We start from the raw sequence: 12312 nt of genomic DNA, 5'->3' as shown, positions 1-12312 counted from the left end.
ACACCGCTTCAACTCGCCCCAAAAAGGAATCCGCTGGTCGGCGGATGGCCTCGGTTCAGCCGATAATGCCGACGCGCTGGCCGGCGCGTTCGAACCGGCCGAGGATTTCGCCAACCTGCTCGATTGTGTGTTCTGCACACAGCGAACAGCGCAGCAAGGTCATGCCGGCGGGGGTTGCGGGCGGGCGCGCGAGGTTGACGTAGAGGCCTTCCTCGAGGAGCGCCTCCCACATCATCGCGCCCTTTTCGAGGTCGGGCATGATCACCGCGATGATCGCCGATTGCGGCTCTTCGGTGCCGAGCTGGAAGCCGAGGTCGCGCAGACCCTTGTGCAGAACCTTCGAATTTTCCCACAGGTGCGCGCGCTTGTTCGACCCGTGCATCAGCTTGCGGATGCTCGTCGCCGCGGTCGCGACGACGCTCGGCGGCAGCGAGGCGGTGAAGACATAGGGGCGGCAGACGAGCCGCAATATTTCGAACTTCGGATGGTTCGACACGCAGAAACCGCCGACGGTGCCCACACTCTTGCTGAACGTGCCGATGACGAAGTCGACATCGTCGAGCACGCCCTGCGCTTCGGCGACGCCGCGGCCATTCTCGCCGATGAAGCCCATCGAATGCGCCTCGTCGACCAGCACCATCGCGCCGGCTTCCTTCGAAACGCGGATCATCTCTTTCAGCGGCGCGACATCGCCGAGCATCGAATAGACGCCTTCGAGCACAACCAGCTTGCCCGCCTCGGGGGGCAGGCGCTTCAGCCTTTTTTCGAGCGCCTCGACGTCATTGTGGCGAAAGGCGACGATTTCGGCATTGCCCATCGCGCAGCCGTCATAGATCGACGCATGGCTGTCGATGTCGAGGATGACATAGTCGCCCTTGCCCGCGATCGTCGAAATGATGCCGAGGTTCGCCTGGTAACCGGTCGAAAACACCATGGCATGATCCATGGCGTAAAATTCCTTGAGCGCCTCTTCGCACTCCTTGTGGCCCTGATAGGTGCCGTTGAGGACGCGGCTGCCGGTGGTGCCGCTGCCGAACTTGTCGAGCGCGTCCTTGCCCGCGGCGATGACATCCTCGTCGAAGGTCATGCCCATATAATTATAGGTGCCGAGCAGGATCGTCTCGCGCCCGTTGCAGATCGCGACGGTCGGCGAAATCACCTTTTCCATCACCAGATTATACGGATCGGTGACCCCGGTCGCGAGCAGCTGCTCGCGCTGCTGGATCAGCGGGTCGAATTTCGAAAAGAGGTCGGTCATATCAAACGTCCAAAATCCGTTCGCATCGAGCGAAGTCGAGATGCCCCTCGAACTTGCGCTGTCCCGATGGGTGTCTCGACTTCGCTCGACACGAACGGGGAAAAAGGTTTAGCCCTGCAGCTTCTCGACCGCGGCGACCAGCTGGCCGACATTTTCGATTTCGGCCTGCATGTTCATGCTGATGATGATGTCGAACGTGTCCTCGACCTCGGCGACGAAATCCATCACCGTCAGGCTGTCCCATTCGAGGTCGCCGGCAAAGGTCGTGGCATCGGTCAGCTCGACGCCCTTCTTATTGAAAGGGGCAATCAGCCCGAAAATCTGGTCGCGCAGGGCGGTGCTCATGTGGTGCGTCCCATAAAGATATGAAGTTGCGTGCGGCATGCCGCGAAGGCCTCCGATTGGCAAGCGAATGCGGCGGGAACAGGGCAGCATCTTGCCGCTGGCGGGACTTCGTGGCATCGCTGTGGCGGGTCGCCAGCAGGGGCAGCTTGGCATGGACAGCGCAGATTCAACGACATCGCAGGGCCGGCCGGCGATTTCCTTCCCGCCGAATGCGGTGCACCTCGTGCGCACCAACCAGCAGATCACGATGCAATTGTCGCAGATGGCCGACCAAAAGGCGTCGATCCTGATGGGCGCGACCTTCGTCGTTTTCACGCTCGCGATCGGGCAGGCGCGCTCGGGCGGCGGGGCGCTGGCGATGCCGCTTGCGATCCTCGCGACCTTTTCCTTCCTCTCGGCGCTGCTCGCGGTGTCGGCGGTGCTGCCGCGCGTCGGCAAGGCGCCGCCCGTGGTTTACAAGGACGGAAAAGACCACAGCAACATCCTCTTCTTCGGCCGCTTTGCCCAGATGGACGAGGATGAGTTCATCGACGCGGTAAAGGCGCGGCTGCGCACCGAGGAAGATCTGTATGAGACGATGCTGCGCGATACCTACCAGAATGGCGTCGTCCTCGCGCGGCGCAAATATCGCTATCTTGCCTATGCCTACCGGCTGTTCGTCGTCGGGCTGACGCTGACCTTCATCGCGTTCGCGGTCGAGATGGCCGGGGTGTGGGCCTAAAAACCTCCCCCTTGATGGGGGAGGCAGCGAGCCCCGGACTTGATCCGGGGCGCAGCGGAGGGGGTGCGGTCTCGGCCTGAAACGATGATGCTTGAACGCACCATCACCCCCATCCAACTTCGCCTAATCGCTTCGCGATAAGGCTGCGTATCCTTCCCCCATCGAGGGGGAAGGCTGTTCGCTGTTGCCTTTCTGCCACCCCCGCCGACAATTGACCCGCCGACGCTGCCGCGCACTTGAACCGTAACATTCATAAGCCTATCCGGGCCGGCTATGCTGCATCAGGCCGCCCCTCTGACCGCGGAAACACCGCCGAGCCTCCGCGCCGAATTTCGCGCGACGCTGGCGCTTGCTGTGCCGTTGGCGGCGGCGAATCTGTTGCAAATGCTCGTCCACGCGATCGACGTCATTTTCGTGGCGCGGCTCGGCGACGCGGCGCTCGCCGCCTCGTCGCTCGGCGTCGCGATCTTCGGGCTCCTGCTGTGGACCGGATCGGGGCTTGTCGGGGCGTCGGCGCCGCTGATCGCCGCCGAGCTCGGGCGCCGCAAGCATGCGGTGCGCGAGGTGCGGCGCACCGTGCGCATGGCGCTGTGGCTCAGCGCGTTCGTCTCGCTCCTCTTCATGGGCATCTGCGCCGCGGGCGGGCCGATCATGCTCGCGACGGGGCAGCCGGCCGAAACCTCGGCGCGCGCTGCGGGCTTCCTGTTGATCCTGATGTGGGGCATGTTCCCGATGATCGCGGCGGCGGTGCTGCGCATCTTCGTCTCGGCGCTCGGACGGCCGACGATCGCGACCGCGATCACCTTCGGCGCGTTGTTCGTCAACGCGCTCGGCAACTGGGTGCTGGTGTTCGGCCACCTCGGCATGCCCGCGCTCGGGCTGCACGGCTCGGCGATCTCGAGCGTGATGACCAGCTTCCTGATGCTGATCGCCTATGTCGTCGTCATCCAGAGCGACCGGCGGCTGCGGCGCTATCATCTGTTCGGCAACTGGTGGCGGTCCGAATGGACGCGCTTTTTCGAGATGCTGCGCATCGGCACCCCGATCAGCCTGACGATTCTGGCCGAGGCGGGGCTGTTCACCGGCGCCGCCTTCCTGATGGGCCGCATCGGCGAAACCGAACTGGCGGGGCACACGATCGCGCTGCAGGTCGCGGCGCTCGCCTTTCAGATCCCCTTCGGCGTCGCGCAGGCGGCGACGATCCGCGTCGGCCTGGCCTATGGCGCGCGCGACCATAGCGGTATCGCGCACGCGGGACAGGCGTCGCTGGTGCTCGGCATCGGTTTCATGGGGCTGACCGCGCTTATCATGTGGCTGTTCCCGTCGCTCGTGCTGTCGATCTATGTCGACGTCGATGCCGCGCGCAACGCCGCGCTCGTCGGTTTCGCGATGCAGTTCCTCGTCGTCGCCGCCGCCTTCCAGCTCTTCGATGGCGCGCAGGCGGTGGCCGCGGGGGTGCTGCGCGGATTGCAGGATACGCGCACCCCGATGATCATCGCGATCTGCGGTTACTGGATCGCGGGTTATGGCACCGCCATCTATCTCGGCTTCTGGACGCCGCTCGCCGGCGTCGGGGTGTGGATCGGGCTTGCGGTGGGGCTGGTCGTCGTCTCGGCGGTGCTGCTGCTCCGCTGGCGGATGCGCGCCCGCCTCGGCCTGCTTCCGGCCTGACGCAAAAACTTCGCGAGAATCTTGTACCCCTGCGCTTGACGCCTATCTGACTCCCACCCATATGGCCGACTGTTAGCACTCGCGTCCTGTGAGTGCTAAACGACATCATTTCCATCTCTGGAGGGATTTCCATGCAATTTCGTCCGCTGCACGACCGCGTGCTTGTTCGCCGTATCGAAGCCGAAGAAAAGACGGCTGGCGGCATCATCATCCCCGACACCGCCAAGGAAAAGCCGCAGGAAGGCGAAGTCGTCTCGGTCGGCACCGGCACCCGCGCCGATGACGGCAAGGTGACCCCGCTCGACGTCAAGGCGGGCGACCGCATCCTGTTCGGCAAATGGTCGGGCACCGAAGTCAAGGTCGACGGCGAAGAGCTGCTGATCATGAAGGAATCGGACATCCTCGGCGTCATCGCCTGAGCGATTTCATCGAATTCAGTGTAAAGTTGCGCAGTTTTCTGCGCCTTTTTTGAAGGAACAAGCACATGGCTGCTAAAGACGTAAAATTCAGCCGCGACGCGCGTGAGCGCATCCTGCGCGGCGTCGACACCCTCGCCGACGCGGTGAAGGTGACCCTCGGTCCCAAGGGCCGCAACGTCGTGATCGACAAGAGCTTCGGCGCGCCCCGCATCACCAAGGACGGCGTCACCGTCGCCAAGGAAATCGAACTCAAGGACAAGTTCGAGAACATGGGCGCCCAGATGCTGCGCGAAGTCGCATCGAAGGCGAACGACAAGGCCGGCGACGGCACCACCACCGCGACCGTTCTGGCGCAGGCGATCGTGCGCGAAGGCATGAAGTCGGTTGCCGCCGGCATGAACCCGATGGACCTGAAGCGCGGCATCGACCTCGCGGTCGGCAAGGTTGTCGAAACGATCAAGGCGCAGTCGAAGCCGGTTTCGGGCACGTCTGAAATCGCGCAGGTCGGCATCATCTCGGCCAATGGCGACAAGGAAGTCGGCGACAAGATCGCCGAAGCCATGGAAAAGGTCGGCAAGGAAGGCGTGATCACCGTCGAGGAAGCCAAGGGCCTCGATTTCGAACTCGACGTCGTCGAAGGCATGCAGTTCGACCGCGGTTATCTGTCGCCCTACTTCATCACCAACCCCGAAAAGATGCTCGTCGAGCTTTCGGATCCGTACATCCTGATCTTCGAAAAGAAGCTGTCGAACCTCCAGTCGATGCTTCCGATCCTCGAAGCCGTGGTGCAGTCGGGCCGTCCGCTCCTCATCATCGCCGAGGACATCGAAGGCGAAGCGCTCGCAACGCTGGTGGTCAACCGCCTGCGCGGCGGCCTGAAGGTCGCTGCCGTCAAGGCACCGGGCTTCGGCGATCGCCGCAAGGCGATGCTGCAGGACATCGCGATCCTCACCGCCGGTGAAATGATCAGCGAAGACCTGGGCATCAAGCTTGAGTCGGTCACGCTGAACATGCTGGGCCAGGCCAAGCGCGTCACGATCGACAAGGACAACACCACCATCGTCGATGGTGCTGGCGACCATGACGCGATCAAGGGCCGCGTCGAACAGATCCGTGCGCAGATCGAAACGACGACCAGCGACTATGACAAGGAAAAGCTGCAGGAACGTCTGGCGAAGCTCGCCGGCGGTGTTGCCGTGATCAAGGTCGGCGGCGCTTCGGAAGTCGAAGTGAAGGAACGCAAGGATCGCGTCGACGACGCGCTCCACGCGACCCGCGCTGCGGTCGAAGAAGGCATCGTCCCCGGCGGCGGTACGGCGCTTCTGTACGCGACCAAGGCTCTCGACGGCATGTCGGGCGTCAACGAAGACCAGACCCGCGGCATCGACATCATCCGTCGCGCGCTGCAGGCTCCGGTTCGCCAGATCGCTGAAAATGCTGGCTTCGACGGCGGTGTCGTCGCAGGCAAGCTGTTCGACCAGAACGACAGCAACTTCGGCTTCAACGCTTCGACCGACGTCTATGAAGACCTGGTCAAGGCCGGTGTCATCGACCCGACCAAGGTCGTGCGCACCGCGCTTCAGGATGCTGCCTCGGTTGCCGGTCTGCTGATCACCACCGAAGCCGGCATTGCCGAAACGCCCGACGACAAGCCCGCCATGCCCATGGGCGGCGGCGGCATGGGCGGCATGGGCGGCATGGACTTCTAAGTCCAAACCGTTCGGCACTCAGCCAATAAAGAGAGGGCCGGGGGAGAAATCCTCCGGCCCTTTTTTGTGCCTGCCGTGCCCCTGCGAAGGCAGGGGCCCATCACCGAAAGGTGCCTCTCCAAACAACCGGCGGTCGAAAAGGCTTTGGCAATAGATGGGCCCCTGCCTTCGCAGGGGCACGGCAGTTCTCTCATTGCCAGTTCAGGCGATGCGGCATAGCTTGGGCGGCGATGATGTTCGTCCTCGCCTTCGCGCTGCTCGTCGATCCTCCGGCGGCGGCAACGCCCGCGCCGATCGAACGCTGCGGATACCGCATCGTCGAAACCTTCCCGCACGAGGCGACCAGCTTCACCCAAGGGCTCTTCTGGGACGAGGGGCATCTTTACGAAGCCACCGGCCAATATGGTCAGTCACGCGTGGCGCGGCTCGACCTCAAGACCGGCAAGGCGCTGGCGCAGACAAAGCTGCCGTCGGACCAGTTCGGCGAGGGCATCACGCGCTGGGGCGACCAGATCATCGGTGTGACCTGGCAGGGCGGCGTCGGCAACCGCTGGTCGATCAAGGATCTGAAACCCGTCGGCACCTTCAAATATGAAGGCGAGGGCTGGGGCGTGTCGATGGTCGACGGCAGTCTGGTGCTCAGCGACGGCACGACCGAACTCCGCTTCTTCGATCCCGCGACGATGAAGGAGCAGAGGCGCGTCACGGTGCGCTTCGGCGGCCGGCCGATCTCGATGATCAACGAGCTGGAGACGATCGACGGCCAGATCTGGGCGAATGTGTGGATGACCGACTTCATCGTCCGCATCGATCCCGCGACCGGCAACGTCGTCTCGCTCGTCGACCTGACGGGGCTCAAGGCCGATGCGGGTGTCAGCGGGACCGACAGCGTGCTCAACGGCATTGCCTGGGACGCGAAAACGAAGCGCCTGTTCGTCACCGGCAAATATTGGCCGAAACTTTACGAAATCGCGCTCGCGGGCTGCCGCTAGCCGCCCGTCAGCGCCGCCTCCATCCGCGCCGCGGCGGCGTCATAGACATGCTCTTTCAATCCCGCGGTGATCGCCTTGGGCGCGCGGTCGGGATGGCCGCCGGGGAAGGGCGGCGCGGGATCATATTCGATCGCGAGCTGGATCGCCTGTGCGACCGCGTCGCCGCGCAGCCGGGCGATCAGAGTCAGCGCGAAATCGAGCCCCGAGGTGACGCCGCCGCTGGTCACGACATTCCCGTCCTCGACGACACGCGCCTTCACCGGCTCGGCACCGACGAGCGGCAGCAGATGGGTATAGCCCCAGTGCGTCGTCGCGCGCTTGCCGTCGAGCAGCCCGGCGCGACCGAGCAGAAAGGCGCCGGTGCAGACGCTCGTCACCCACTCGGCGCCCGCCGCCTGTCGCACGATGAAATCTATCGTCGCGGGGTCGCCCAATGCGTCGGCGACGCCATGGCCACCGGGGATGCAGAGAATGTCGGCCTGTGGCGCGTCCGCGAAATCATGCGTCGGCACGATCGCAAAGCCGCTGTCGGTCATAATCGGATCGAGGTTGGCCGCGGCGCCCGCGAGCCTGGCACCGGGCATGCGCGATAGCGCCTGCGCGGGCGCGGTGAAATCGAGCTGGGTGATACCGGGAAAGAGCAGGAAGACGACGGTGGTGCCGGGCGTGGTGGCGGGCGTATCGGTCATGCGGATGTCCTTGCGCTGGCGATGGATCACCCAGGCGCGCGGCTCAAGACAGCCTGCCGGCCGGCCCCGCTTCCCGATGGGATTCCATCTTCAGCGCCAGTCGCGGGGCGCGCTCAACCTATCCGCTCGGTGCGGCGAGGGGAAGGCGCAATTTGTCGGCCTTTGCCGTGTCGTCCACCGCCTTGCCCGGCTCGGCCGGCGCGGCGCTGTCGCGGCTTTCGAGCATTTCGGCGGCATCGTCGAGCGCCTTCGCCTCGCTGACGGTCACGCCGCCGGGACCCGGCTCATTGTCGGTGCGGCTGCATCCCGTCGTCAGGATCAGCATCGCGAGCGCGGGGCCCGCCATCCGAAGGTCGATCATCGCATGCGCTCCCATGAAAAAGGGCTCCATCCGTGGTGGATGGAGCCCCGATATCAGCCCGAAGGCGTGCCGACGACTTACTTCTTGTCGTTGGCTTCGGCCTTCTTGGTTTCTTCGGCGATATTGGCGCCGGCCTTGTCGGCGGCTTCGCCAGCGGCGTTCACGGTGCCTTCGACGGCGTTGCCGGCCTTGTCGGCGGCGGCGGCGGTCGCATCGGCGGCTTCGTCGGCGGCAGCAGCCGTCGCGTCGGCAGCGCCAGCGGCGGCGTCGGCAGCGGCATCGCCAGCGGCGGCGGCGTCATCGGCGGCCGAAGTGGCGGTTTCCGAAGCGGCGTCCTGGGTCTTTTCCGAGCAGGCGGCGAGGCTGAAGGCCGCGGCGGCCATCGAGGCGATGATGATCTTGCGCATGATATTCCTTTCGAATGCAATGGCCGGGCGACGGCCATAGGGACTGAGAGGTAACGACGGATCAGGGGCTTGGCAACTGCGCCGATTGATACCTGCGGCGAATGAAAAAGGGGCCACCGGCGAACCGGCGACCCCCCTTTTTCTTTGGCATTTCTTCGGCCTGAAGGGCCGAAAAGATGCTTACTTCTTGGCTTCTTCCAGCGCGCCCTTGGCAGCATCGGCAGCTTCCTTGGCAGCGCCGGCAGCTTCGGTCGCCTTGTCAGCAGCCTTGGTGGCCGCATCGGCGCCCGCGTCGGCAGCAGCCGCACCAGCGGCGTCGGCAGCGGCGCCGGCTTCGCCAGCAGCAACGGCGGTCGCGTCGGCAGCGCCTTCGGCCGCTTCCATCGCGCCATCAGCAGCGCCTTCGACGGTCGCAGCTGCATCTTCGGTTGCGGCAGCCGTGTCGTCGGCGGCCTTTTCGGCGCAAGCAGCGAGGCCCATCGAGGCGGCGAGGACGAGCGACAGAGTGATCGATTTCTTCATTTGGGAATACCCCTCTCGGTTTGAACTGACCGATCGGCACAGGACTGATCGATCCCGAAATTTGCCAATCGCGCGCAGAATTACCCCCTCGCCAAATGGCACGCAACGCCCTTTTTGCCCGAGCCCGGGTGTTTCGTCGTAATTCGGTCCCGGCTGAAGGGTGTGTGGCGGAAATAGGCGAGCGGCGCTTGGTTGACCGGATATAAAGAAAGCTTTATATGTTGCCCCATGAGCGAGCTGATCGACATTTTCCGTGCCCTCGCGGACCCGACGCGATTGCGAGTCGTCGCGCTTTTGCGCGAGATGGAGCTCGCGATCGGCGAATTGGCGGTCGTGCTCGACCAAAGCCAGCCGCGCGTGTCGCGCCATGTCCGGATCCTTGTCGAGGCCGGGATCGTCGAGCGGCGGCGCGAAGGAAGCTGGGTTTTCCTGCGCATCGCGAACGGCGGGCCGGTCGCCGACATTATCGGGCAAGCCGAAAAATGGCCCTTCTCCGCGCGTGAGACGCGGGTCATCGCGCATGATGCGCGGCGGCTGGCGGCGGTGCGCGACGAGCGCGCCGCGTCCGCCGAACGCTATTTCGCCGAACATGCCGCCGAATGGGATGCGATCCGCTCGCGTCACGTCGCCGAAAGCGAGGTCGAGGCTGCGATGCTGGCGATGATGCACAACCGCCGGCTCGGGCACCTGCTCGACATCGGCACCGGCACCGGCCGGATGGCCGAAATCTTCGCGCCGACCGCGCGCCGCATCACCGCGCTCGATCGCAGCCCCGAAATGCTGCGCATCGCGCGCACCAAGCTGGCGGGGCAATCGGTTCCCGTCGACCTGCTCCAGGGCGACTTCCTGAATTTGCCGGTCGCCGACGCGAGCATCGACAGCATCGTCATCCATCAGGCGCTGCATTTCGCGCACGAGCCCGACCGCGTGATCGCCGAGGCGAGCCGCGTGCTGCGCGGCGGCGGCCATTTGCTCGTCGTCGACTTTGCGCCGCACGAGGATGAAGAGTTGCGTAACTTTGCGGCGCACGCACGCCTCGGCTTTTCGGACGCGCAGATCCGCGGCTGGTTCGCGTCGGCCGGGCTGCTGCTGGAAAATACCCAGACGCTGGAAGGTGGGGAGCTGGCCGTGAAGCTATGGCTCGGCCGCCGTCGCAGCGATGAAGATCAACCTCCCGTCATTGGTGACGGACAAAATAAAAGGCTTGCGGCATGACGTCGAACTTGAACTCGCTGGCGGAGGCGCGCCGCGCCGCGGCGTCGCCGCTGTTCGCCAATCTCGAAGGCGACATCGGCGTCAGCTTCGAATTTTTCCCGCCCAAGACCGAGAAGATGGAAGCGCAGCTGTGGGATACCTTCCGCACGCTCGAGCCGCTCGGCCCGAGCTTCGTGTCGGTCACTTATGGCGCGGGTGGATCGACGCGCGAGCGCACGCATGCGACCGTCGCGCGCATCGCCGCCGAAAGCGCCGTTCCGCCTGCCGCGCACCTGACCTGCGTCGAGGCCTCGCGCGCCGAGATCGATGAGGTCGCGCAGGCCTATTGGGACGCCGGGGTGCGGCATATTGTCGCGCTGCGCGGCGATGTCCCGGGCGGCGCGCCGTACCGCGCGCATCCCGATGGTTATGCCAATGCGATCGAACTCGTCGCGGGGCTGAAGGCGATTGCGCCGTTCGACATTTCGGTCGCCGCCTACCCCGAAACGCATCCCGACGCCGATTGTCCGCAGTCCGATCTCGACAACCTCAAGCGCAAGCTCGATGCGGGCGCGACGCGCGCGATCACGCAATTCTTCTTCTCGCCCGACAGCTTCCTGCGCTTTCGCGACGCGGCGGCGGCGGCTGGCATCGACGCGCCGATCATCCCCGGCATCCTGCCCGTGTCGAACGTGTCGCAGACGCGGCGCATGGCCGATATGTGCGGCACCGCGATCCCCGCGTGGATGATCTCGCTGTTCGAGGGGCTCGACGACCTGCCCGCTGCGCGCCAGCTTGTCGCGGCGACGATCGCCGCCGAAATGTGCCGCCGTCTCTATGCGGGCGGGGTGCGCGATTTTCACTTCTACACGCTCAACCGCGCCGAACTGAGCTACGCCATCTGCCACTTGCTGGGCCTGCGCCCGGCGGCGGCGCCCGCGACGGAGAAAGCCGCATGACCGCCAATTTGACGAGCAGCGCACGCGAAGCCCTGCAGGCGGCGGCAAAGGAGCGCATCCTGCTGACCGACGGCGGCTGGGGAACGCAGATCCAGCTCCGCAAGCTGGTCGAGGCCGACTATGCCGGCAACCTCGGGCTGTCGCACGATCAGAAGGGCAATAACGACATCCTCGCGCTGACGCGCCCCGACGTCGTCACCGCGATCGGCGAAGCCTATCTGGCGGCGGGGTCGGACATTGTGTCGACCAACACCTTCAGCGCCAACACCATCAGCCAGGCCGATTATGGCGCCGAGCATCTGGTCGCCGACATCAACCACGAAAGTGCGCGACTGGGGCGCGAAGCGGCCGATCGCTATCAGGAGCGGGACGGCCGCCGCCGCTTCATCGCGGGCGCGGTCGGGCCGACGAACAAGACGCTGTCGCTGTCGCCCGACGTCAACAATCCCGGCTATCGCGAGATCGACTTCGACGAGCTCAAGAATGTCTATCTCGATCAGGTCGTGGCCTTGGCCGAAGGCGGTGCCGACTTCATCCTGATCGAGACGATCTTCGATACGCTCAACGCCAAGGCGGGGATCGCCGCGACGCTCGAGGCCGAAGCGAAGGTCGGGCGCGAACTGCCGCTGATGATCTCGATGACGCTCACCGACCTCAGCGGGCGCAACCTGTCGGGGCATACCGTCGAGGCCTTCTGGTATGCGGTACGCCATGCCAAGCCGCTGACGATCGGCCTCAACTGCTCGTTCGGTGCGTCGCAGCTGCGCCCGCATGTCCGCGTGCTCTCCGACATCGCCGACGCGCTGGTGATGGTCTATCCGAACGCGGGCCTGCCCAACGAGCTGGGCGAATATGACGAGATGCCCGACACGACCGCGGGACTCGTGCGCGAATGGGCCGAGCATGGGCAGGTCAATATCCTCGGCGGCTGCTGCGGTTCGACGCCAGCGCATATTGCGGCGATGGCGAAGGCGATCGAGGGGCTCGCTCCGCGTGCGATTCCCGAAGTACCGGTGCGCACGCGGCTCGCGGGGCTCGAGCCCTTCACCATGGCGGCCTGAACCG

At 65.0% G+C, this 12312-nt stretch carries 14 protein-coding genes and 1 riboswitch; of the genes, 8 read left to right on the top strand and 6 right to left on the bottom strand.

Going from position 1 to position 12312, the window contains the following annotated elements; genetic code table 11:
* Positions 1 to 55: 55 nt before the first annotated feature.
* Positions 56 to 1258 (bottom strand): serine palmitoyltransferase, encoded by a 1203-nt coding sequence (gene spt / locus FG91_RS09585; RefSeq protein ID WP_037514466.1) that lies wholly within the window; start codon positions 1256 to 1258, stop codon positions 56 to 58.
* A gap of 108 nt (positions 1259 to 1366) precedes the next feature.
* Positions 1367 to 1603: an acyl carrier protein gene (locus FG91_RS09580; protein WP_037514465.1), complete on the bottom strand. Its 237-nt coding sequence runs from the start codon at positions 1601 to 1603 to the stop codon at positions 1367 to 1369.
* Between the two features lie 151 nt (positions 1604 to 1754).
* Here FG91_RS09580 and FG91_RS09575 point away from each other — a divergent pair, with 151 nt between their 5' ends.
* The 5 genes from FG91_RS09575 to FG91_RS09555 all read left to right on the top strand — a co-directional run bounded on the left by FG91_RS09575 (position 1755) and on the right by FG91_RS09555 (position 7115).
* Positions 1755 to 2324, top strand: coding sequence for a Pycsar system effector family protein (locus tag FG91_RS09575; protein ID WP_037514574.1), 570 nt, complete (start codon positions 1755 to 1757; stop codon positions 2322 to 2324).
* Positions 2325 to 2597: 273 nt separating this feature from the next.
* Entirely contained in the window at positions 2598 to 3995 is a 1398-nt protein-coding gene (locus FG91_RS09570) for an MATE family efflux transporter (RefSeq protein WP_052187469.1), read from the top strand.
* 131 nt (positions 3996 to 4126) lie between these two features.
* The gene (gene groES, locus FG91_RS09565; protein ID WP_037514464.1) at positions 4127 to 4414 is read left to right on the top strand and encodes a co-chaperone GroES; all 288 of its coding nucleotides are present in this window, start codon (positions 4127 to 4129) and stop codon (positions 4412 to 4414) included.
* 65 nt (positions 4415 to 4479) lie between these two features.
* The gene (gene groL, locus FG91_RS09560) at positions 4480 to 6123 is read left to right on the top strand and encodes a chaperonin GroEL (RefSeq protein ID WP_037514463.1); all 1644 of its coding nucleotides are present in this window, start codon (positions 4480 to 4482) and stop codon (positions 6121 to 6123) included.
* Positions 6124 to 6353: 230 nt separating this feature from the next.
* Complete coding sequence (locus tag FG91_RS09555) at positions 6354 to 7115, top strand: glutaminyl-peptide cyclotransferase (RefSeq protein ID WP_037514462.1); 762 nt, start codon at positions 6354 to 6356, stop codon at positions 7113 to 7115.
* Here FG91_RS09555 and FG91_RS09550 read toward each other — a convergent pair.
* The 4 genes from FG91_RS09550 to FG91_RS09535 form a co-directional block, all read right to left on the bottom strand.
* Positions 7112 to 7804, bottom strand: a complete 693-nt coding sequence (locus tag FG91_RS09550) for a DJ-1/PfpI family protein (RefSeq protein ID WP_037514460.1) — start codon at positions 7802 to 7804, stop codon at positions 7112 to 7114. The two genes, FG91_RS09555 and FG91_RS09550, sit on opposite strands and share 4 nt — an antisense overlap.
* 21 nt (positions 7805 to 7825) lie before the next feature.
* A riboswitch (ZMP/ZTP riboswitch) is annotated at positions 7826 to 7918 on the bottom strand.
* 4 nt (positions 7919 to 7922) lie between these two features.
* Positions 7923 to 8165: a hypothetical protein gene (locus FG91_RS09545; protein WP_152568068.1), complete on the bottom strand. Its 243-nt coding sequence runs from the start codon at positions 8163 to 8165 to the stop codon at positions 7923 to 7925.
* 77 nt (positions 8166 to 8242) lie between these two features.
* Positions 8243 to 8572: a hypothetical protein gene (locus FG91_RS09540; RefSeq protein ID WP_037514457.1), complete on the bottom strand. Its 330-nt coding sequence runs from the start codon at positions 8570 to 8572 to the stop codon at positions 8243 to 8245.
* 180 nt (positions 8573 to 8752) lie between these two features.
* Positions 8753 to 9094, bottom strand: a complete 342-nt coding sequence (locus FG91_RS09535) for a hypothetical protein (RefSeq protein WP_037514456.1) — start codon at positions 9092 to 9094, stop codon at positions 8753 to 8755.
* A gap of 228 nt (positions 9095 to 9322) precedes the next feature.
* On the opposite strand from FG91_RS09535, the gene FG91_RS09530 reads away from it, so the two are divergent.
* Genes FG91_RS09530 through FG91_RS09520 form a run of 3 tightly spaced genes read left to right on the top strand, consistent with a single transcriptional unit; the run spans position 9323 to position 12308 of the window.
* On the top strand, positions 9323 to 10309 hold the full coding sequence (locus FG91_RS09530) for an ArsR/SmtB family transcription factor (protein WP_037514455.1): 987 nt from the start codon (positions 9323 to 9325) through the stop codon (positions 10307 to 10309).
* The gene (gene metF, locus FG91_RS09525) at positions 10306 to 11247 is read left to right on the top strand and encodes a methylenetetrahydrofolate reductase (protein WP_037514454.1); all 942 of its coding nucleotides are present in this window, start codon (positions 10306 to 10308) and stop codon (positions 11245 to 11247) included. The genes FG91_RS09530 and metF overlap by 4 nt, the downstream gene beginning before the upstream one ends.
* Positions 11244 to 12308, top strand: a complete 1065-nt coding sequence (locus FG91_RS09520; protein ID WP_037514453.1) for a homocysteine S-methyltransferase family protein — start codon at positions 11244 to 11246, stop codon at positions 12306 to 12308. Before metF ends, FG91_RS09520 begins: the two co-directional genes overlap by 4 nt.
* Positions 12309 to 12312: the final 4 nt, after the last annotated feature.

Origin of the sequence: Sphingopyxis sp. LC81, assembly GCF_000756375.1 — a bacterium.
Lineage (GTDB): Bacteria > Pseudomonadota > Alphaproteobacteria > Sphingomonadales > Sphingomonadaceae > Sphingopyxis.
This window is presented reverse-complemented; position numbering and strand designations above follow the sequence as displayed.